Raw genomic sequence first — 20838 nt, 5'->3', positions numbered from 1 at the left:
AGACCATAGAACGGAGATATCGATGATGCGGGATCGCCGGAGCGTCCTCCGCGGCGGCCTGGTGGCGGGCGCCGGAACGGCCCTGGGTCTGCTGGGAAGCGGAACGCCGGCCAGCGGCGCGGCCTCCCCGGGACTGGTCCGCACGGGCCGTCCCCGGCTCACCCACGGCGTCCAGAGCGGCGACGTCACCGCACACGAGGCGGTGGTCTGGGCCCGCTCGGACCGTCCCGCCCGGATGCTGGTCGAGATCGGCCGGCGCCCCGACCTGAAGGACCTCAGGCCGGTCCCCGGCCCCCTGCTCACCCCCCGCACCGACCTGACCGGCAAGGCGCTCCTGCGCGGCCTGCCCGCCGGTGAGGAGCTGCACTACCGTGTCCGGCTCGCCGACCCCGACCGCCCCTCGGTCCTGTCCGAACCGGTCGTCGGCCGCCTGCGCACCGCGCCGAGGCACCGCGCCGGCATCGGCTTCGTCTGGTCGGGCGACCTGGCGGGCCAGGGCTGGGGCATCAACCCCGACCTCGGCGGGTTCCGGATCTTCAACGCCATGGGCGCCCGCGCCCCCCACTTCTTCCTGTGCAGCGGCGACCTGGTCTACGCCGACGGGCCGCTGGCCGAGACCGTGGCGCTCCCCGACGGCCGCACCTGGCGCAACCTGGTCACCCCCGAGAAGACCAAGGTCGCCGAGACCCTCGCCGAATACCGCGGCCAGTTCCGCTACAACCTGCACGACGCCAATCTGCGCGCGTTCAACGCGCACGTTCCGATGATCTACCAGTGGGACGACCACGAGGTCACCAACAACTGGTACCCGGGCGAGATCCTGGACCTTCCGCAATACACCGAGAAGCGCGTCGACGTCCTGGCCGCCCGCGCCCGGCAGGCGATGCTGGAATACACACCCATTCGCGGCGACCGCGTTTACCGCAAGCTTTCCTACGGGCCCCTCCTGGACGTCTTCGTCCTGGACATGCGCACCCACAAGGACCCCAACGGCCCCAACAACTCCCCCACCCAGACCTCGGGGGTCCTGGGCGCCGAACAACTCGCCTGGCTCAAGCGCGAACTCCGCCGTTCCAAGGCCACCTGGAAGGTCATGGCCGCCGACCTGCCCCTCGGCCTGATCGTCCCCGACGGCACCGCGTCCGAGGGCATCGCCCAGGGCGACGGCGGCGCCCCCCTGGGCCGCGAACGCGAGATCGCCGACCTCCTCTCGTACGCGAAGAGGGCGAACGTCCGCAACATGGTGTGGCTGACGGCGGACGTCCACTACACCGCGGCCCACTACTACGACCCGAACAAGGCCGCCTTCAGCGACTTCGACCCGTTCTGGGAATTCGTCACCGGCCCCCTCAACGCCGGCGCCTTCGGCCCGAACAGGCTCGAATCCACGTTCGGCCCGCAATTGGCGTTCCAGAAGGCGCCCCCGCGCGCCAACACCTCCCCCGCTGAGGGCTACCAGTTCTTCGGCGAGGTCGCCATCGACGGCCAGAGCGCCGACCTGACCGTCCACCTCCGCGACATCGACGGAAACGCCCTCTACTCGAAGACCCTCACCCCCACCCGCTGACCACGCCACGCCACGTCCGTCCCGCCCCGTCCGGCCCTCCTTGATGGAGGGCGGGGCGAGGGCGCGGGCGCGGGCCGTTCAGTGCCCGAGCAGGCTCCGCGTCAGTTCCATGACGCCCCGGCCCACCGCCGAGCAGGGCCGGTACTGCTCGGCGGGCTACCAGCACGCCGTCGAGTGCGCCGGGGATCCAACGAACGCCCAGCCCACGCGGCGCCCACTGGGTCAGCTCCCGCGGCCGGGTGATGGAGGCGTGTCGGCCGGTCTGGTGGCGGCGGCCCTTCATCTGTACGCGCGCACCCTGGCCTGACCACACCGGCGGGCTTTGTGGGTGATGGCGGCTGCGGGAGCACGCGGCCGCTCCGGGCCGGTCTCTCGCAGCCACCATCACCGCCCATGAGCCGGTTCCCGCAACATCAGGAGTCCCGCGAGAGACGCGGTTCTCCGCGCCCCCGAGCGCCGGGGCGGTATCGGGAGGGGCCCGAGGGGTGGTCACCGCCGTCGCCGGCGGCGAATGCCAGTCGGCCGATCAGCCGGGCTGGTCCCCGGTGTAGCGGTAGATGTTGCCGCCGGAGTTGACGCCCCACACCGTGCCGTCGGCGCCCGCGCCGATGTCACTCAGGGCGCCCTCGATCTGCACCCAGGGGTTGGAGTCGTCGTTGGTGTAGCGGTAGATGTTCCCGGCCGAGTTGACCCCCCACACGTTCGTCCTGGACCCGACCGCGATGCGCACCAGTTTCCCGGGAATGTGCACCCAGCGGTTGGTGCCCTGGTCTCCGGTGTAGCGGAAGATGTCACCGGCAGAGTTGACGCCCCACACGGTGCCGTCGGCGCCCGCGCCGATGTCACTCAGCCCGCCCTCGATCTGCACCCAGGGCTCGGCGTCCTCGTTGGTGTACCGGTAGATGTTCCCGGTGGAGTTGACACCCCACACGTTCGTCCTGGAGCCGGCGGCGATGCGCACCAGCCCGCCGGAGATCTGGACCCAGCGGTTGGTGCCCTGGTCTCCCGTGTAGCGGTAGATGCTGTTGACGGAGTTGACACCCCACACCGTGCCATCGGCACCAGCGCCGATGTCACTCAGCCCGCCCTCGATCTGCACCCAGGGCTCGGCGTCCTCGTTGGTGTACCGGTAGATACTCCCGGCGGAGTTGACACCCCACACGTTCGTCCTGGACCCCACGGAGATCGCTTTGAGCGACCCCGGAATCTGCTGCCACCGCGCCATGAGCACCAGCCTTTCCAGCCGTATCCGGACAACGCAGCAGCCCCGCCGTCACAACATCGACGGTCACCAGGGCTGACAGAACCGGGAGAACCCCGGCCCCTGAATGCTACGCATCGGAGTGAATTCATCACAGTTAGTATTCGATGGCCGATCAGGAACCTACACGGCGGTATTCGTAACTTTGCGGATCGGAACGGATTGTGGTGATGGCGTCCACCTCCTGGGAGCCCATGGAACTCACCCGGGGCACGCCGGTCGTGCTGCCCGAGGAAGGGCCGCACGCGGGAGCGGGCGTCGTCACACGGATGCGGGCGATCGACCTGATCGTGGGACTCGCGACCGAGGTCATCACCGCCCGGTCGATCCTCGCCGAGGAGGCGGACATCCTGCACGAGCCCCAGGGCTCCATCGTCATGGTGATCCAGCGGACCTATTCCGGGGACCGCCCCGTCGAGACGGCCCACATCGACGGACACGCCCCCTTCTCCAAGTCCCTCAACCCCACCCGCTGACCCTCCCCCGACCCCGGTCCCCGCCCCCTCGTTGGAGGGCTGGCCGGGGCGCGGGCCGCTCAGCGCCCGAGCAGGCTCCGCGTCACTTCCATGACGCCCTCCAGAACCGACTCCTGGACACCGATGTCGACGGGCACGTGCATGTCACGCCTGGGCCCGCCGATCCGGACGCCCAGCCACCACCCGCCACTCAGCCGTACGACGACGGCCAGGCGAGTCCCGCGCACGTCGAAGACGTTGAAGATGCCGCACGCCAGCTCGCGGATCTCGATCTCCCTACCGTCCACGCGGATCGCGACACTGCGCATGCCCTGCCACGCCATCACGGGCCCCACCAGGAGGCGTCCTCATCAGGCCAGGTGAACTCGGCCCACATGGTCTGCCCCCGCCCGCCGACGTCGTGGCCGACCTTGTCGGCGTACGCCTCGATGATGAGCAGGCCACGCCCGTACTCCTCGTCGTCCGCCGGACGGTCGGCACACGGACGCCAATCGCCCGCACCCTCGTCGGAGACGGCGATCCGCGCCCAGCCTCGGCGCACGGAGACGCTGACCTCGAAGCTCCCTCCCGCCTGCCCGCTGGGCGTGTGGCGGAGAGAGTTGGCGACGAGTTCGGCCGCGACGAGTTCCGCGTCATCAGTGCGCGGCACCCCGTTGAGCATCGCCCTGACGAACGCCCGCGCCGCCGGGACCATGACCTTGTGCCCAGGATAAGTCTGCGACCAGACCATGGCGACCCCTATGTGATCGTTTGACAACTGAACGTAACCTGAGTACTCAGCTTGCAAGCTGGGTACTCAGGTTGTCAAGCTGTCTACGGAACATCCGCACTCGACCACTCGGAGTGAGCCTTGCGGCAGCCCGCCTACCTGCGCATCGCCGATGATCTGCGGCGCCGGATCGTCGAAGGTCGGCTCGCGCCGGGCGACAAGGTGCCGTCACGTCACGAACTCGCTCGCGAGTACGAGGTCTCCGACCGCGTCGCGGTGGAAGCCGTACGACTGCTCGTCGCCGAGGGTTACTTGGAGTCCCGTTCCGGTTCCGGCACCTACGTGCGTCGGCGGCCTCAGCTCAGGCGCCTGGCCCGATCCTGGTACCGCGAATCACGCGGACGGTCATCATCACCGTTCCGCGCCGACATGGAGAGCCAGGGGCTCACCGGTACGTGGCGTTCCAGCTCGGAGACCACCTCCGCGTCACCCGCCGTCGCCGAACGGCTCGACATCCCTGAGGGCGCCGAGGTGATGCGGACGCGCTACACCTTCCTCGCCGACGACCAACCGGTGATGGCGTCCACCTCCTGGGAGCCCATGGAACTCACCCGGGGCACGCCGGTCATGCTGCCCGAGGAAGGGCCGCACGCGGGAGCGGGCGTCGTCGCACGGATGCGGGCGATCGGCCTGGAGGTCTCGCTCGCGACCGAGGTCATCACCGCCCGGTCGATCCTCGCCGAGGAGGCGGACATCCTGAACGAACCCCTGGGCTCCATCGTCATGGTGATCCAGCGGACCTATTCCGGGGACCGCCCCGTCGAGACGGCCGACATCGTCGTTCCAGTCGACCGGTACGAACTGGCGTACACCATCCCCGTCGACTGATCCTCCCTCACTCCGCCCTGGGCCCCCGTCCCCGACTCCGGGCCCGTGACTTCAGGCGCCTCCAGCAGCACCCGAGGCCACGGCGTCAGTCCGGCACGACCAGCGAAAGCCCCTCGTTCATTCGCCGCGCGGGTTCACGTTGACTTGCGGCGAGTTGTGCTCTCAGAGCCGCCCAAGGCAACAACTCGCCGCAAGTCAACGTCCCTGAACCAGCAACCCGAGCACTCACCGCGTCCAGGCGATCCGCCCCGCGTCCTTGTGAGCGCGCGCGAGCACCGTTCACCGGGAGTCCCGAACGGGGTGGTGCGGCGCGCTCACGCCGGCCGCTGCCCGGACTGCGGGCAATCCGCTGGCTGGAGCGCGTTGACTTGCGGCGAGTTGCTCCCTCGGAGCCGCCCAAAACGACAACTCGCCGCAAGTCAACGTGAGGGCGGGGACGCATCAACCCGGCGGACGTTCCTGGATCAACCACCCCAGCGCTCGCCGCCACCAGCTGCGACGTTCGCGCCGGCCGTGGTTGGGGCGGACGTGCATGGGCTTCGGTGCCCGCCTGGCCTGCATGGGACGTGGGGCCGGGCGAGTGTTCGGGATAGGACTTGGGCGGGGAGCGGGCCAGGGATTCGAGCGGGGAGCAGGCCGAGGGTCCTGGCGGGGAGCTGGGCGAGCGTTCGAGTGTGGCGCAGGGGGCACGGACGCTTGCCGCGCCGTCGCACGCTGCCGAGCTGGGCCGCGCTGCTGCCCGGCCGTGCCCCTTTGCCGGGGTGGTGGGGGTGTGGCTTGCCGAACGTTCTCCAGGAGGCGGCCGAGCTGGACGGGGTTGTCGGCCTCCACCAGCCGGTCGCGGCCCGTGTGGTCGGGCGTGAGCGCCCACCAGCGGCCGGTGAACTCTCCTTTCCATGCACTGACGCGGGGGAAGCGGCGGCGGAGTTCGGCGACGATCAGGTCCGGGTCGAGTTCGGCCGCCGTCCACGGCGCGAGCGCCGTCACCGCGCCGCCTCCCCGGAGTGGTGGTCGCGGTCGGCGAGGCGGCCCATGATGTCCACGCCCGCGTCGATGATCCGGCCGGCCTCCGCGACAGGATCACCGGACGCCGTGAAGAACCAGCCGCGCCCACCGTCCTCCGGCCGGGGGCAGCACGTGATCGTGATCGTGGTGTGGGGAGTGACCTGGGTGTTCACTACGCGAAGACCTTGATCGATCAGGTCGACCTCGTAACCGCGGGCGCTCAGATGAGCACCGAGTGCGGCGAGCCGATTGGTCTGGGTCGTACGATCTGCCATGGGTCGGACTACCTTCCGGCCAAGGCCCCGGAACCCCTGGTGTTGGCCCACCAGGCCGGGGCCGCCTTGCGTGACACCGCACAGACTCTCGGTAAGCAAGGCAGTCAGACCACGGACAATCGTCCTGATGCCCTTGGCACGATGCGGCCACGCTAGGACGCCTTGTCCTACGTTCCACGGACCTCGGACGTCGTTCCAGGGCGAGACGTCCTAGATCCCCACCTCATGGGCCAGGGAACGGATGGTCGGTGACGGCCGGGTCAGCTCCTCACGAACCTCGCCGACCAGGGAACGAGCGAGTCCCTGATGACGGAACCACACCGGCGACGCTTTCCGTGCCTCCGCCAGCTGCACTTCGGCCGCGCGCGGCTGTCGCGCGTCCACGTGCGCCTGCGCAACGTCGAGCAGATGACGACCGTAGGAGATCCGGGTCAGGTCACCCGGGTTGACGTTCCGGGCGGCCTTCAGCGTCTTGCCCGGATCGCGCAGGACGGCATAGGTGTACGCGGTCTGCATCGCCACGCTGGTCGGTCCGAAGGCCGTTTGGTAAGCCTGGACCTTCTGTCCGAGCCGTCCGGCGACAGCCGACACCAGGCTGAGGTAGTCGGCTGGATCCTTCCCGGCCACCACGCGCGGAGCCAGGGCGTTCAACAGCACGTTGCCCCACACCACGAGGTGTTCCGGCCGGGCCTTGAAGTCGGGCTCGATCTGTTCGGCAACCCGGACGGCGAGCGCTTCCCCTTCCTCCAGGCGTGCCTGACGTAGCAGCACCCACGCGTAGGTGCCATTGATCGTCGCCCATTGCAGTTCGTCGTCGCCCTCGGCCGCGACCGCGATACCGCGCTCGGCGGCGATGGCGGCAAGGTCCGCTTTCCCGAGCTGCAGCATCAGCGAGGCTGCCAGCTGGTACGACTGAGCCAGCGGCCCGGCCGCGCTCACCCCCGTGTTCCTGTAGGTGAGCCTGGCCTCGATGATCAGTCCCGCGACCACCGACAGCAGCGGACCGAACTCGCCACTCCAGTACCTGTCGTGCGCCGCCGTGATCGCCGCGTCCAGTTCGATCAGGGGCGTGGGCGTTCCGTCATCGTCGGCGTCCAGGCCGGCGCCGCTGTTCAAGCCCGGCAGCAAGGAGGGGGAGAGGATCGCGTCCCGGAGCGCGAGGACGCTTCCGCCGTCGCGGTCGGCGCCCAGGCGCTCGCGCCTGCCGGTCAGGTCGGTCAGCTCGGCGTCCAACGCGGTCGCGAGCTTCATGAGTGATGTGACCCGGCAGCTCGACCTGCGTCCCTGCTCAAGTTTCGCGATCAGGTCCTTGGAAAGCCCGGCCTTGGCCGCGAGTCCTTCTTGAGACATGGAACGCTCACGCCGCAGCCGCGCCAAGTTCCGACCAATCGTGCCAACTTCGGGCATAAACCCTGCACCTCCTGATGACTCGACACTCTCAGGTTAAAGTGCAGGGACTGATCACGTCAGGGGTCAGGAAATCACCACGAGGCGAACTCTGAACGATCCCTGGGGCGTCGCGACGGGGCCCAGCGGACCTATTCCGAGAATCGTCCCGTCGACTGTTCCTTCCTCACGGTCTCCCGCCTCCGGTCACCGACGCAAGGCATGTGAGGTCATCGCGGGCTGCGCCCCCGACCTGGACCGGAGTCTGCACGACCGCTCGCTGGGAGCACACGTTCGTCGTCCACCGGGCCTCGTGGGCAGACGCCGAGGGGTCGGTCAACGCCCTGCTGGCCGCCTATGGCGCCGCGGGGTGGGAACTGGTCAACTACACCAACGTCGGCAACTCGTTGGCCGCCCTGGCCATGTTCACCTTTGCGTTCAAGCGCCCGCTGCCCCCGGCCCGGTCCAGCCTCCCGGGCACACATGACCGTGCTCCAGGGGCGGCGGCAATCGTTGTCACGCTTGGTCTTCGACTTCAGCCGAGTCCTATTCGAAGGCCGAGATTTCGATCAAGAAGCCGCTGTCGAAGACAGACGATCGCCCACCGAAAATAGGCCCGAAGGCCCATGTCTGGGCCTGTCTGGGCCGTCGTCGTGGTGGCTAGGATCAGACGTTCTTTGCGCCCGGAGGGGCCTGGGCCGCGACAAAGGGGGAAATGATCAAGAAGTTCACAGTCCTGCTCGCCGTCGGTGTCCTTTCGATGGCCACCGCGTGCGATGACGAGCAGGCGTCCCCCCGACCCACCGCGAGCGGCACGGCGAACGCCCCCGCCACGAGCACCGCCGCCACGCCCCCGCCCTCTCCCACGCCGACGTCGGTCCCGACGCGGCGGCCCTCCCCCGACCCGACCGTCACCGGCTCCCGGGTGATCATGATCGATCCTGAGGGCAAGAAGTACACCCGCAAGGAAATGGTCGAGATGGCCGCGGGCATGGCCGCCGTGCAGGACAAGCGCCTCCCTGCCAACTTCTGCTCCATGTCGTACCAGCAGGGCGTGGCCGAGGGCGGCAAGTTCCCCGCGGGCAAGGCCGCCTTCATGGAGGCATGCGCCGAGGGCGTGAGACTGGCCGGCTGATCCGTGGCCACGCCGTTCGTTGACGTGCGGCGAGGACGGTCTTCGAGGGAGCAACTCGCCGCAAGTCAACGTGACCGCTAGGCGTCCTGCCAGGTGCTCGCGGGGTAGTCGACGTAGCCTTGCGCGCCGCCGGTGTAGTACGTGGCGGGGTCTCCTTCGGCCAGGTCACGTCGCAGGGCGAAGCGGGTGACGAGGTCGGGGTTGGCGATGAACGGCCTCGCGAACGACACGGCGTCGGCGACGCCCGCCTCGATGGCGGCGTTGCCGGTCTCGCGGCCGAAGCCGCCGTTGACGATCAGGGGGCCGCCGAACCGCCGCCGGTAGCGGGCGAACGCGTCAAGGTCGGGGTCGCCGGCCGGGTTCGGCCCGCGCAAGTGCAGGTAGGCCACGGGGTGGTCGTTGAGTTCCTGGACGAGTGCGTCGTAGTCGGCGAGCGTCTCCTCGTCGGCCTGGAAGAGCCCGGACGCCCAGTACGGCGACAGGCGGACGCCGGCGCCGCGGCCGTCCCAGGGGGCGGCGACGGCGTCGATGATCTCCAGCAGGAAGCGGTGCCGGCGGGCGCGGTCGCCGCCGTAGGCGTCGGTGCGGTGGTTGAGGCGCGGGTTGAGGAACTGCGGGATCAGGTACGGGCCGATGGCGTGGACCTCGACCCCGTCGAAACCGGCGCGGTGGGCGTTGGCGGAGGCGGTGCGGTGGTCCTCGATCGTCGCCTCGATGTCCGCGGCGGTCATCTCCCTGGGGGTGACGGTGGGCTTGAAGCCGGTCGCGGTGAAGCTCTTCTCCCCGGGGTCGATCGCGGACGGCCCGGCGGGACGTTCCCCGCCGAGGTTGTCGGGGTGCGAGGCGGCGCCGGTGTGCCAGAGCTGCAGGACGATCCGGCCGCCGAGGGCGTGGACGGCGCCGGTGACCCGCCGCCAGGCCGCGACCTGCGCCTCGCTGTAGATGCCGGGGACGCCGACGAAGCCGATCGCGCGTTCGCTGACCCAGGTCCCCTCGGTGACGATCAGTCCGGCGCCGGCCCGCTGGGCGTAGTACGCGACGTGCATCTCGGTCGGTACGAGGTCGTCGTTGGCCGCGCGGGCCCTCGTGGCCGGTGCCATCACCACGCGGTTGGGCAGCCGGAGGTCCCCGAGGGCGGCCGGCCGCAGCAACGGCTGGTCGAGGGCGGTCTCCTGGATGGTGGTCATGCCGTGTCCTCCCATTCGGCGTGCCGGGCGCCTGGGGCCCGGTCGTGCGTCGTGGGATTGACGGACCGCGGGAAGGAGATGTGACCGGCCGGCCGGCTTTGTTCAGCGCGGGGTGCTCGCGGGCGTCGCGTCGCCGTCCGGGAGGGCGGGCGCCGAGTCGCGGCGGTCGGCCTGGGGGTGCATGGCCGGGCCCAGGGCGAGGCTGAGAAGGGTCACCAGGACCAGGACGGCGCCGATCGTGGCGGCTCTGACGGCGTTGGCCGCAAGGCGGCCACGGCGGGGCGCGGGGACGTCCTCGTCGTAGTAGAAGAGGAATCCCGGCCCGCGGTGGCGGGCGGTCGAGGGCGGCATGGCGTCTCCAGTCTTCTCACCTCATTCAACGCGAGCGTCCGGGATGGCCGGGCCGGGGCGGCCGGATGTGGCTACAGGTCACACGCACGCCTTGCACTCTTGGTAGTTACTTGACTACACTTTGTTCTGGTTTGCTGAGCCCCCCGGAGGCGCCATGAGCGAGTCCGTTCACATGGACGCGGTCGATGTGCACCCCGATGCGCATCGAGCCACCGAAGAGGATGAGGAACGGGTCCTGCGGGACCTGTACGGAGAGCCCGGCGCGGACGGGATCTATCGCGGGGAGGGGCCCTGATGGGCACCGCCGCGCAGATGCTCGCCGAGGCCCGCCGGTCCCTGGGGTTGTCGGGGCGCCCCAATGCCATCACCCGCGACTACGCCGCGCGGCACGGCGAGGAGTTCCTCAAGGCCGCCTGGTGCGACATGGCCGTCACCTACTGGGCGCGCCGGTCCGGCAACGCCCCGGCGGTCCTGCCGGGCGGCGACCGGGCGTACACGGTGTGGCACGCGCAGGACTTCCAGCGGATCGGCCGCTGGTTCGGCGGGACGGCCGCCAATGTCGACCGCGCCAGGCCGGGCGACATCGTGTTCTTCGACTGGGGCGCCGGCAACGCGATCGGGGCCATCGACCACGTCGGAGTGGTGGAGCGGGTCCTGGGCGGCGGGCGGCTGCAGACGATCGAGGGCAACACCGGCGACGCGTGCAAACGGCGCGTACGGTCGGCCTCGGTGATCGCCGGTTACGGGCGGCCCGCCTACGACAACTGGACGGAGGCCATGGTGAGGAAGCTGCCGCTGCTGCGCAAGGGCGCCACCGGCGAGGACGTGGAGACGTTGCGCGCCCTGCTGCTGGCACGCTCGCATCCCGAGATCGGGCCGGTCGAGGGGCCCTTCGACGCCAAGGTCGAGCAGGCCGTACGGGCGGTGCAGGAATGGGGCGGGGTCGAGGTGGACGGGATCGTCGGCCCCCAGACGTGGCCCGTGCTCCTTCGTGTGCACTAGCTCGTTCGTGTGCACTGGCTCCGTTCGTGTGCCCTAGGGAGGCTCCAGGTAAAAAGGCCACATCGGGACTAGTACGAGATTCGACGCCGTCATAGGTTCGTAAGGGTCGTGACCCTCCCGACCGGAGGTGGCCCCGATGCCGTGGCCTGACCAGCGTGCCCCGCCCCGAGGGACGTCTCTCCCTGCCTGCCCCACCCCACGACGTCCCCGGGAGAACGAATTGCCACGAATCAGCGTCGAGGTCGACGGCGTGACCTATGAGGACGAGGTCGAACCGCGTCTCCTTCTCGTCCACTACCTGCGCGACCGGCTGGGCAAGGTCGGCACGCCGATCGGCTGCGACACCACCAACTGCGGGGCCTGCACCGTCCTGCTCGACGGAATGAGCGTCAAGAGCTGCTCGCTGCTGGCGGTCCAGGCGGACGGCCGGGAGATCACCACGGTCGAGGGGATCGGGCTCGACGGGCGGCACCATCCGATGCAGCGGGCCTTCCACGAGGAGCACGCGCTCCAGTGCGGCTACTGCACACCCGGCATGATCATGGCCTCGATCGACCTGCTCCGCGAGAACGCCGACCCGTCGGACGAGGAGATCAGGGAGGGGCTGGAAGGCAACCTGTGCCGCTGCACCGGTTACCAGAACATCGTCCGCGCCGTCCGCAGTGCCGCGGCCGAGATGCGGACGCCCTCGGAGAACCCCTCGGAGAGCGAGGTGACGTCGTGACCGCGCTCGGCGAGGCCCGCCCGGCCGAGGTCGGCGCGCCGCGGCGGCGCAGCGAGGACGCCCGGCTGATCACCGGCCGTACCCGGTGGACCGACAACATCCAGCCGCAGGGCACCCTGCACGTGGCGTTCCTGCGCAGCCCGGTCGCGCACGCGAGGATCGAGCGCGTGGACGCCGAGCAGGCCCGCCGCCGTCCCGGGGTCGTCGCCGTGCTGACCGGCGCGGACGTGGCCGGGGAGCAGGGCAGCCTGCCCTGCGCCTGGCCGGTGACCGAGGACATGAAGCACCCCGACCACCCGCCGATGGCGGTCGACGAGGTGCGGTACGTGGGCGAGCCGGTGGCCTGCGTGGTGGCCCGCGACCGGTACGCCGCCGTCGACGCGCTGGAGGAGATCGACGTCGACTACGCGCCGCTGCCGGCCGTGGTCGACATGGAACGCGCCGTCCGCGGCGAGGACGGCCTCGTCCACGAGGGCCTGGGCACCAACGAGAGCTACCGCTGGGTGTTCGAGAACGGCGACCTGGACGCGGCGATGCGGGACGCGCCCGTGGTCATCGAGCGCCGCTTCGTCCAGCAGCGCCTCATCCCGACGGCGATGGAGCCGCGCGCCGTGCTGTGCGTGCCGGAGGGCGAGGAGTTCACCCTCTACTCGGCCACGCAGATCCCGCACATCCTGCGGCTGATGCTGGCGGTCGTCACCGAGATCCCCGAGCACCGGATCCGGGTGGTCGCGCCCGACGTGGGCGGCGGTTTCGGGTCCAAGCTCCAGGTGTACGGCGAGGAGGTGCTCTGCCTGCTGCTCGCCCGGCGGCTGGGCCGGCCGGTCAAGTGGACCGAGTCGCGCAGCGAGGGCAACATGGCGGTCCACCACGGCCGGGACCAGATCCAGCGGCTCACGCTGGCCGCCGACCGCGACGGCCGGATCCGCGGGCTCAAGGTCGACCTGCTGGCCGACATGGGCGCCTACCTGATGCTGGTCACGCCCGGGATCCCCATCCTGGGCGCGTTCATGTTCAACGGCATCTACAAGATGGACGCCTACTCGTTCACCTGCCGGGGCGTGTTCACCACCAAGACGCCGACCGACGCCTACCGCGGCGCTGGGCGGCCGGAGGCCACGTTCGGCATCGAGCGGATGATGGACGAGCTGGCCGCCGAGCTCGGCATGGACCCGATCGAGGTGCGGCGGCGCAACTGGATCGAGCACGGGGAGTTCCCGTACGAGACGATCGCGGGCCTCACCTACGACTCGGGCAACTACGAGGCGGCGACCGAGCGGGCGCTGGAGCTGTTCGGGTACGACCGGCTCCGCGCCGAGCAGGCCGAACGCCGCGAGCGCCGCGACCCGGTGCAGCTGGGCATCGGCGTGTCCACCTTCACCGAGATGTGCGGGCTGGCCCCCTCGCGGGTGCTGGGGTCGCTGTCGTACGGCGCGGGCGGCTGGGAGCACGCGTCGGTACGGGTGCTGCCGTCCGGCAAGGTCGAGGTGGTCACCGGGACGTCCCCGCACGGCCAGGGGCACGCGACCGCGTGGGCGCAGATCACCGCGGACCGGCTCGGGGTGCCGTTCGAGGACGTCAAGGTGCTGCACGGCGACACCGCGATATCGCCCAAGGGCATGGACACCTACGGGTCGCGGTCGCTGGCGGTCGGCGGGATCGCCGTCTACGGCGCCTGCGACAAGGTGATCGACAAGGCTCGCCGGGTCGCCGCGCACCTGCTGGAGGCCGCCGAGGAGGACCTGGAGTTCGCCGACGGCCGGTTCAGCGTGCGCGGGGTCCCGGAGGAGGGCCGCACGATCCAGGAGGTGGCCACGGCCGCGTTCGCCGCGCACGACCTGCCGGACGGCCTCGAACCGTCCCTGGACGCCGAGACCACGTTCGACCCGGAGAACTTCTCCTTCCCGCACGGCACCCACCTGTGCGCGACCGAGGTCGACACCGAGACCGGGATGGTGCGGATCCGCTCGTACGTGGCGGTGGACGACATCGGCAAGGTGGTCAACCCGCTGATCGTCGAGGGCCAGGTGCACGGCGGTCTCGCCCAGGGCATCGCGCAGGCCCTGTACGAGGAGGCGGTGTACGACGCCGAGGGCAACCTGACGACCACGACGATGGCCGACTACCTGGTGCCGTCGGCGGCCGACCTGCCCGACTTCACCACCGACCGCACCGAGACCCCGGCGACCTCCAACCCGCTCGGGGTGAAGGGCGTCGGCGAGGCGGGCACGATCGCCTCGACCCCGGCCGTGGTCAACGCGATCGTGGACGCGCTGCGCCCGTACGGCGTCCGCGACGTCCCGATGCCGTGCTCGCCCGAACGGGTGTGGAGGGCGCTGCGCGAGGCGCGCGGCGAGGAGGCCGAAGAGCGCGGCGCGGAGCCGGGCGCCGGCGGCGGCCTGGGATCGGCACAGGCAGGAGGCGACCAGTGATCCCCGCACAGTTCGACTACGTGCGTCCCGCCTCGCTGGACGAGGCGGTCGCGGCGCTGGCCGACGCCGGTGAGGACGCCAAGGCGCTGGCCGGCGGGCAGAGCCTGATGCCGCTGCTGCGGCTGCGGCTGGCCTACCCGGAGGCGCTGATCGACCTGGACCGGATCGCCGAACTGCGGGAGATCCGGGACGAGGGCGACGCGGTGGTGATCGGCGCGATGGCCACCCACCACCAGGTGCTGCGCGACCCGCTGGTGAGGGAGCACGCCCCGCTGATCGCCGAGGCCACCGCGACCGTGGCCGACCCCGCCGTACGGCATCGCGGCACGTTCGGCGGGTCGCTGGCGCACGCCGACCCGGCCGGTGACCTGCCCGCGGTGGCGCTGGCGCTGGACGCGGTGCTGCTGGCGCGGTCGGCGCGCGGCGAGCGGGAGATCCCCGCCACCGACTTCTTCGTGGACTGGATGACCTCGGCGCTGGAGCCCGACGAGCTGCTGGTGGGCGTGCGCGTGCCCAAGCTCGGGCCGGGCTGGGGCGTGCACTACGAGAAGTTCCACCGCACCGCGCAGGCGTGGGCGATCGTCGGGGTCGCGTGCGCGGTACGGCGCGAGAACGGGGCCGTCGGGGACGCCCGGATCGCGCTGACGAACATGGGCCCGGTGCCGGTGCGGGCGAGCGGGGTGGAGGAGGCCGTCACGGGCCGCCCCGCCTCGGCCGACTCGTTCCGTTCCGCCGCCGACAGGGCCGCGGAGGGCGCCTCGCCCCCGGCGGACCTGCACGGATCGGCGGAGTACCGGGAGCATCTGGCCCGGGTGCTGACGGCGCGGGCGCTGGCCGCCGCGGCGGCGGACTGACCGGCCCGCCCCGATCGTGTGACCGGTCCCGGGGCGTCCCCGTCGCCCCGGGGAACGGGCCGGGACCGGTCACATGCAGGGGCGTTGGCGGAGGGACGGACGACGGTCGTAGGGTCACGAACGAGGGCCCCCGGACGATAGGACCGAAACCATGGAGCTCGACCACGAATTCACCGTTCCCGTACCGGTGGATCAGGCCTGGTCGGTGCTGCTCGACGTCGAACGGGTGGCGTCCTGCATGCCGGGCGCGACGCTGGACTCGGCCGACGGCGACGAGTACGCCGGCCGGCTCAAGGTGAAGGTCGGCGCGATGACCATCACCTACCGGGGGACCGCGCGCATCACCTCCGCCGACGAGGCGTCCCGTACGGTCACGCTGGAGGCCGCGGCCAAGGAGGCCCGCGGGTCGGGCACCGCCTCGGCGACCGTGGTGTCGCGGCTGCACGGCGAGGGCGACACCACCCGGGTGTCGGTGCACACCGAGCTGAACGTGACCGGCCGGCCCGCCCAGTTCGGCCGCAACATCCTCTCCGAGGTCGGTTCCAAGCTCGTCCAGCGGTTCGCCACGGCGCTGGCCGAGGAGCTGGAGTCCACGCCCGGGCCGGAGGCCGCCGAGCCGGGCGCTCCGCCGACCGCGCCGTCCGCCGAGCCCGAGCTCGAAGCGGCCCCCGAACTCGAAGCGGCTCCCGAGCTGGAGGCCGCGGAGGCCGAGCCGACCGTCGTCCCGCAGCAACGCCCGGCGAGCCCTTCGGAGACGGAGGAGAAGGCCCCGGCGGCGCGGCGGCGGGCGGAGGACGCGATCGACCTGCTGGAGGTCGCGGGCCCCTCGGTGGCCAAGCGCGCCGTGCCCGCCCTCGGCGGGCTGCTGGTGCTGGCGCTGGTGATCCGCTTCCTGCTGCGCCGCCGCCGTCGCCGCTGAACGGATCGTGGCCGCCCGGCCACCGGCCGTTAAGATCGTTCAGGGCAGCACAGCCGAAAGCTCAGTAAAAAGCCAGGTCAACGATCAGATCGTGTCCGGCCACGATGATGGCGCCGTGCCGCCCCCATGCCGTCGGCTGGTTCCGTGGACACCATCGAGATTCAACGGATCGTCGAGGTCGAGCACGACAACTGGTGGTACCGCGAGCGCCGCGGGATCCTCGCCCGGGAGTTGCGCCGCGCCGGGCTTCCCGGCCTGGCCGTCGACATCGGGGCGGCCGGCGGCGGCAACACGCGCGTACTCCGGGAGCACGGCTGGCGGGCGGTCGCGGTCGACTGCTCCGAGACCGCCGTGAACCTGTGCCTGGAACGGGGCATCGACGCCCACCGGGGCGACGCGTGCTTCCTGCCGCTGCCCTCCGGCGAGTACGACCTGGCGGTGGCGCTGAACGTCCTGGAGCACGTCGAGGACGACCGGGCCGCCGCCGGGGAGATCGCCCGCGTGCTGCGGCCGGGCGGTTCCGCGCTGGTCGCCGTGCCCTGCGACATGCGGCTGTGGTCCGCGCACGACGTCGCGCTCGGCCGCGTCCGCCGCTACTCGCGGAGCGCGCTGACCGGCCTCCTGGAGGAGGCGGGACTGTTCGTGGAGCAGGTGTGGAGCTGGAACGTGCTGATCCGCCCGCTGGTCCGCTGGCGCCGGCACCGGGCACCGCACTGCGAGGACATGGCGCGCCTCCACCCGTTCACGAACGAGACGCTGCGCCTCGTCACCGCTCTGGAACGCCACCTGCCCGTGAAGTCGTGGCCGGGCGTGACGCTGTTCGCCCGCGCCTCCCGCCTCTGACACGCCCCGTTCCCCTGCCCCGGTTCCCGGCACGTCCCGCCGGTCAGCGGGAGGGCACGGGAACCGCGTCCGCCTGGACGGGCGCCTCCCCGGCGACGCCCGCCGCGAGGGGCTCGCGCCGCCTGAACCGGCGCGACCAGCGCCAGAACCGCACGATGAGCACGACCTCGAAGAAGAACAGCAGCCCGCCCGCGATGGCGACGGCCGGGATGACCATGCCGGTGAGCGGGCCCACGATGAACGCCGCCATCTGGAACTCGATCCCGCTCACCAGGTGCGTGCGGATCCGGTGCGCCTTCAGGAAGGCCCGGATCCGCCCGTACAGACCGGGCCGCGGGGGGACGGCGACCAGGCCGCCGGGCCCCTGCTCCTCCGCGGGCTCCTCGCGCCTCACCGCCGTCCACCGGGAACGGCGCAGGGCACGGCGCGCCTTGCCGATCTGCGCCCCGTTCAGGTAGCGGAACATGTCCAGGGCGAGGATCGCGCAGCCCACCCACAGGTAGGCGGACCGCCCGGTGGCCGCGTACAGGCCCCCCGCGAGCGCCATCGCGCAGACCGTGTCGCGCACGCGGTCCAGCATGAAGTCCAGCCAGCCGCCGAACGGCGAGCCGCACCCCTTCAGCCTGGCCATCTTGCCGTCGCAGCAGTCCAGGACGAAGCCCAGGTGGTACAGCAGCGCGCCGAGCGCCAGCCACCCCGGGGTGCCCTGGGTGAAGCAGCCGGCCGCGCCGATCCCGAGCGCGAACGCGACGGTCGTGACCTGGTCGGGAGTGACGGACGTCCGGGAGGCCAGCACCCGGGTCAGCCGGATCGCGAGCGGATCGACCAGCAGGACCGTCCACCACGCGTCGCGCCGCTTGCAGACGGCACGGACATCTTCCAGTGAGAACGTCGCCATGCCGGACAGCATGGTCACTGTACGCACACGAGCACACACTCATCACGGGGAGAGTGACCATCGCCTGACCCGGACTTGACCCGATCGTTCCGTTCGGGCCCCACGGTCACGCCCTGGTAGCACCCCCTTACCGGGACGCTTCAGGCGGACGGCGCCCGCACCCGCACGGCGGTCGCGGCGTCGTCGCCGACCGCGGCCCGGATGCTGGCCGCCAGCGCCTCGTACTCGGCGGCGCGGGGCGAGCTGGCGCGGTACCCCAGGCCGATGCGGCGGTGCGGCGCGGGCGCCTCGAAGCGGTGCAGCCGCAGGTTGGGGGCGCGGCGCGTCTCCACCGGCACGGCCGTCTCGGGGACCAGCGTCACGCCCAGCCCGCCGGAGACCAGCTGCACGAGCGTGGCCAGGCTGGTGGCGTACGTGGCGGCCACCGCCCGCGCGCCCACCTGGCGGCAGACGTCCAGGGCCTGGTCGCGCAGGCAGTGCCCCTCGTTGAGAAGGATCACATCCAGCTCGTTCAGCGCGGCGCGCGGGAGGTCGCCGGCCAGCTCGTAGGAGTCGGGCGCGACCAGCAAGAAGTCCTCGTCGTACAGGGTGAGTTCCGTCACGCCGGGGGCCGGCGCGGGCCGGGCGAGCACCACCACGTCCAGCCGGCCGGCGACCAGCTCGGCGACGATCTGCCCGGTCTGCTCCTCGTGCACCGTCAGTTCCAGATCGGGGAACTCCCGGGCCAGCCGGGGCAGCACGACCGGCAGGAGATAGGGCGCCACGGTGGGGATCACCCCCAGCCGCAGCGGGCCGACCAGGGGGCCGTCCACCGCCCTGACCTCCTCGACCAGGCGGTCCAGCTCAGCCAGCACGCGCTCGGCGCGTCGCGCCACCCGCTCCCCCGCCGGAGTCAGCAGGACCTTGCGTGTCGTACGCTCCACCAGGCGCGTGTTCAGGGTCTCCTCGAGGGCCGCCACGGCGCCCGACAGGGCGGGCTGACTCAGCCGCAACGCGGCCGCCGCGTCCCGGAAATGAAGGTGCTCCGAGAGCGCCAGGAACGCTCTGAGCTGGGCGACCGTCGGACGACTGATAGCTAACCCCTATCACTTTCACCACATAGATCGATTTCTCTTTCCACGGTACCTGGGCTCACACGGTGCGCCGCCGAGGCCCGTTGCAGCACACGCTCAACGAGCGTGTCGACGGGTGTATCACTCGACGCGGACAACAGACGCGGGACGATCAACCAGTCCTACAAGCTAAGTGACGGGACGTCTTCTTTGAAAAGAAGACGACTGGACAACCCTCCACTGCTAGCATCCCGCCGTGATTCTCGACACACTTCCTCGCGGCACGTCGGCCTCGCTCCCCGTCGGCGCCTACGTCCGCCTTTCCGAGGACAAGGCGCTCAAGGCCGGTGCCGCCGCCTGGCGACGAGAAGGCGACCAGGTCGTCGACCAGCTCGAGAAGATCAACGCGTTCGTGGCCCCGCTGGGCTGGTACGTCGCCAAGGTCTACAACGACAACAACACCCCGGCGTCCGACCCGCTGATCGTCCGCGGCGACTTCGAGGAGATGCTCGTCGACCTGGAGATGGGCGTCACCATCCAAGGCATCGTCTTCTACCACTCCGACCGGCTCGCACGACTTGAGTACGACGCCGCCCGGATCAACCGTCTCTACACGATCAACACGAACCTCGTCGGCAAGGCCGTGACCGGCGGGACGGACCTCTCCACACCCGAAGGCCGCTCCCTGTTCATGATGCAGGCCACCATGGGCGGCATGGAGATCCACCGGAACAAGGCCCGGATATCCAGCACCAACAGGAGGCTCGCCGAGCAAGGCGTGATGCACGGAGGGCCCCGCCCGTTCGGCTGGGAAGAGGACCGGTCGAGTCTCCATCCTGTCGAGTCCGAGGACCTCGCCGCAGCGATCCGGGCCGTACCCAGCGGCAAGAAGGTCGGATCCATCCGGAATGAGTGGTTCGGGAAGGGCTACAAGAAGCGGCAGACGAAGAAGGGCAGGGAGAAGCACGGCGAGCGGGACATGCCCTTGGACCATTCCACCGTCGAAGCGATCCTCGTCAATCCCCGTAACTGCGGATACATGGCCCACCTTCCCCAGTCCGAGCGACGGGCCGGCGCGCGCCCCTGGATGCCCGACCACGTCGTCTACAAGAACGGCAAGCCCGTGAGGGGCCCGTGGGAGCCGGTCGTGACCCCGGAAGAGTGGGCAGCCTGCGTCGAAACGCTCGAGGATCGCAAGAAGAAGCGCAAGAAGGGCCTGAACAAGCCCCACGAGACCTCGGAGAAATACCTCCTGGCCGGCATTGCCAGGTGCGGAAAGTGCATGTTCCCGCTGACCGCCAACTGGTACAGCAAGAACTCGACCTCCTACGAGCGATATGGCTACCGGTACGCCTGCCTGAGCAGCCTCGGCGGATGCGGTGGGGTCACTCGCGTCGGCCCTCCGATCGAGGATCTCGTGGAGTCCGCCTTCCTCGACGAGGTTCGTCGCTCTCTCGACGCGGCGGTCAATGACGACGATGTGGACGAGACCGTTCACAATAAGCGCCTGGCTGAAATCGAGCATGAGATCGAGGAAGTCAACCAGCGCCGCAAATCGAAGCGGATCACCATAGCGCAAGCGCTCGATGTGATCGAGGACTTGGAGAAGGAGCGGGCCGAGCTCCGTTCCGAGCACCGCAGGCTCATGGCGTCCAAGCTGCAGCGGAAGACCGAATACCCCACTCTGCTCAAGCATTGGGACGGCTACTCGATCGCAGAGAAGAAGCACCGCCTCAAGCGGGACATTCGAGCAGTGATCGTTCAGGCTCAGGGCCGAGGTCGCCTGCCGTTCAAGCCGGAGCTCATCGAGATCGAGTGGATCACTTGATCGGGCAGCCGGGAGGGCAGCGACGGCCGTAGGGCGGCGAGGCGGG

Annotated in this window: 22 protein-coding genes; 13 read left to right on the top strand and 9 right to left on the bottom strand. The window is 70.5% G+C overall.

Going from position 1 to position 20838, the window contains the following annotated elements:
• Nucleotides 1-22 precede the first annotated feature (22 nt).
• Both IW256_RS03170 and IW256_RS03165 read left to right on the top strand, forming a co-directional pair.
• Complete coding sequence (locus tag IW256_RS03170; RefSeq protein ID WP_197009512.1) at nucleotides 23-1567, top strand: alkaline phosphatase D family protein; 1545 nt, start codon at nucleotides 23-25, stop codon at nucleotides 1565-1567.
• Between the two features lie 109 nt (nucleotides 1568-1676).
• Nucleotides 1677-1874 carry a hypothetical protein gene (locus IW256_RS03165; RefSeq protein WP_197009511.1) on the top strand — a complete coding sequence of 66 codons (198 nt, stop codon included), beginning with the start codon at nucleotides 1677-1679 and terminating at the stop codon, nucleotides 1872-1874.
• A 219-nt stretch (nucleotides 1875-2093) separates the two neighbouring features.
• On the opposite strand, the gene IW256_RS03160 is transcribed toward IW256_RS03165, so the two are convergent.
• Nucleotides 2094-2792, bottom strand: a complete 699-nt coding sequence (locus IW256_RS03160) for a tectonin domain-containing protein (RefSeq protein WP_197009510.1) — start codon at nucleotides 2790-2792, stop codon at nucleotides 2094-2096.
• A gap of 206 nt (nucleotides 2793-2998) precedes the next feature.
• Here IW256_RS03160 and IW256_RS03155 point away from each other — a divergent pair, with 206 nt between their 5' ends.
• Nucleotides 2999-3304 (top strand): hypothetical protein, encoded by a 306-nt coding sequence (locus tag IW256_RS03155; protein ID WP_197009509.1) that lies wholly within the window; start codon nucleotides 2999-3001, stop codon nucleotides 3302-3304.
• Nucleotides 3305-3363: 59 nt separating this feature from the next.
• On the opposite strand, the gene IW256_RS03150 is transcribed toward IW256_RS03155, so the two are convergent.
• Both IW256_RS03150 and IW256_RS03145 read right to left on the bottom strand, forming a co-directional pair.
• On the bottom strand, nucleotides 3364-3639 hold the full coding sequence (locus tag IW256_RS03150; protein WP_197009508.1) for a hypothetical protein: 276 nt from the start codon (nucleotides 3637-3639) through the stop codon (nucleotides 3364-3366).
• A complete protein-coding gene (locus IW256_RS03145) occupies nucleotides 3627-4034 on the bottom strand; it encodes an ATP-binding protein (protein ID WP_197009507.1) in 408 nt (135 codons plus the stop codon). Before IW256_RS03145 ends, IW256_RS03150 begins: the two co-directional genes overlap by 13 nt.
• 120 nt (nucleotides 4035-4154) lie before the next feature.
• On the opposite strand from IW256_RS03145, the gene IW256_RS03140 reads away from it, so the two are divergent.
• A complete protein-coding gene (locus IW256_RS03140; protein WP_197009506.1) occupies nucleotides 4155-4901 on the top strand; it encodes a GntR family transcriptional regulator in 747 nt (248 codons plus the stop codon).
• Nucleotides 4902-5884: 983 nt separating this feature from the next.
• Here IW256_RS03140 and IW256_RS03135 read toward each other — a convergent pair.
• Nucleotides 5885-6181: a hypothetical protein gene (locus tag IW256_RS03135; protein WP_197009505.1), complete on the bottom strand. Its 297-nt coding sequence runs from the start codon at nucleotides 6179-6181 to the stop codon at nucleotides 5885-5887.
• A gap of 210 nt (nucleotides 6182-6391) precedes the next feature.
• Nucleotides 6392-7588, bottom strand: a complete 1197-nt coding sequence (locus tag IW256_RS03130) for a helix-turn-helix domain-containing protein (RefSeq protein ID WP_197009504.1) — start codon at nucleotides 7586-7588, stop codon at nucleotides 6392-6394.
• A gap of 694 nt (nucleotides 7589-8282) precedes the next feature.
• Here IW256_RS03130 and IW256_RS03125 point away from each other — a divergent pair.
• Entirely contained in the window at nucleotides 8283-8702 is a 420-nt protein-coding gene (locus IW256_RS03125; RefSeq protein WP_197009503.1) for a hypothetical protein, read from the top strand.
• A 77-nt stretch (nucleotides 8703-8779) separates the two neighbouring features.
• On the opposite strand, the gene IW256_RS03120 is transcribed toward IW256_RS03125, so the two are convergent.
• The gene (locus IW256_RS03120) at nucleotides 8780-9889 is read right to left on the bottom strand and encodes an alkene reductase (RefSeq protein ID WP_197009502.1); all 1110 of its coding nucleotides are present in this window, start codon (nucleotides 9887-9889) and stop codon (nucleotides 8780-8782) included.
• A gap of 102 nt (nucleotides 9890-9991) precedes the next feature.
• Nucleotides 9992-10240, bottom strand: a complete 249-nt coding sequence (locus IW256_RS03115; RefSeq protein WP_197009501.1) for a hypothetical protein — start codon at nucleotides 10238-10240, stop codon at nucleotides 9992-9994.
• Between the two features lie 154 nt (nucleotides 10241-10394).
• On the opposite strand from IW256_RS03115, the gene IW256_RS03110 reads away from it, so the two are divergent.
• The 7 genes from IW256_RS03110 to IW256_RS03080 all read left to right on the top strand — a co-directional run bounded on the left by IW256_RS03110 (nucleotide 10395) and on the right by IW256_RS03080 (nucleotide 17014).
• Entirely contained in the window at nucleotides 10395-10535 is a 141-nt protein-coding gene (locus tag IW256_RS03110) for a hypothetical protein (protein WP_197009500.1), read from the top strand.
• Nucleotides 10535-11242, top strand: a complete 708-nt coding sequence (locus tag IW256_RS03105) for a peptidoglycan-binding protein (RefSeq protein WP_197009499.1) — start codon at nucleotides 10535-10537, stop codon at nucleotides 11240-11242. The genes IW256_RS03110 and IW256_RS03105 overlap by 1 nt, the downstream gene beginning before the upstream one ends.
• A 220-nt stretch (nucleotides 11243-11462) precedes the next feature.
• Nucleotides 11463-11966, top strand: coding sequence for a (2Fe-2S)-binding protein (locus tag IW256_RS03100; protein WP_231403622.1), 504 nt, complete (start codon nucleotides 11463-11465; stop codon nucleotides 11964-11966).
• Nucleotides 11963-14398, top strand: a complete 2436-nt coding sequence (locus IW256_RS03095; protein WP_197009497.1) for a xanthine dehydrogenase family protein molybdopterin-binding subunit — start codon at nucleotides 11963-11965, stop codon at nucleotides 14396-14398. The genes IW256_RS03100 and IW256_RS03095 overlap by 4 nt, the downstream gene beginning before the upstream one ends.
• On the top strand, nucleotides 14395-15252 hold the full coding sequence (locus IW256_RS03090) for an FAD binding domain-containing protein (protein WP_197009496.1): 858 nt from the start codon (nucleotides 14395-14397) through the stop codon (nucleotides 15250-15252). The genes IW256_RS03095 and IW256_RS03090 overlap by 4 nt, the downstream gene beginning before the upstream one ends.
• A 151-nt stretch (nucleotides 15253-15403) precedes the next feature.
• Nucleotides 15404-16171: an SRPBCC family protein gene (locus IW256_RS03085; protein WP_197009495.1), complete on the top strand. Its 768-nt coding sequence runs from the start codon at nucleotides 15404-15406 to the stop codon at nucleotides 16169-16171.
• A gap of 144 nt (nucleotides 16172-16315) precedes the next feature.
• Nucleotides 16316-17014, top strand: a complete 699-nt coding sequence (locus IW256_RS03080) for a class I SAM-dependent methyltransferase (RefSeq protein ID WP_197009494.1) — start codon at nucleotides 16316-16318, stop codon at nucleotides 17012-17014.
• Nucleotides 17015-17057: 43 nt separating this feature from the next.
• Here IW256_RS03080 and IW256_RS03075 read toward each other — a convergent pair whose 3' ends face one another.
• A complete protein-coding gene (locus tag IW256_RS03075; RefSeq protein ID WP_197009493.1) occupies nucleotides 17058-17912 on the bottom strand; it encodes a CDP-alcohol phosphatidyltransferase family protein in 855 nt (284 codons plus the stop codon).
• A gap of 140 nt (nucleotides 17913-18052) precedes the next feature.
• Entirely contained in the window at nucleotides 18053-18985 is a 933-nt protein-coding gene (locus IW256_RS03070) for a LysR substrate-binding domain-containing protein (RefSeq protein ID WP_197016061.1), read from the bottom strand.
• Nucleotides 18986-19220: 235 nt separating this feature from the next.
• On the opposite strand from IW256_RS03070, the gene IW256_RS03065 reads away from it, so the two are divergent.
• Complete coding sequence (locus IW256_RS03065; RefSeq protein WP_197009492.1) at nucleotides 19221-20792, top strand: recombinase family protein; 1572 nt, start codon at nucleotides 19221-19223, stop codon at nucleotides 20790-20792.
• Nucleotides 20793-20838: the final 46 nt, after the last annotated feature.

The sequence above is a fragment of the Actinomadura viridis genome (assembly GCF_015751755.1).
GTDB lineage: Bacteria > Actinomycetota > Actinomycetes > Streptosporangiales > Streptosporangiaceae > Spirillospora > Spirillospora viridis.
The sequence above is the reverse complement of the archived record's forward strand: the minus strand, read 5'-3'. Positions and strand labels throughout refer to the sequence as shown.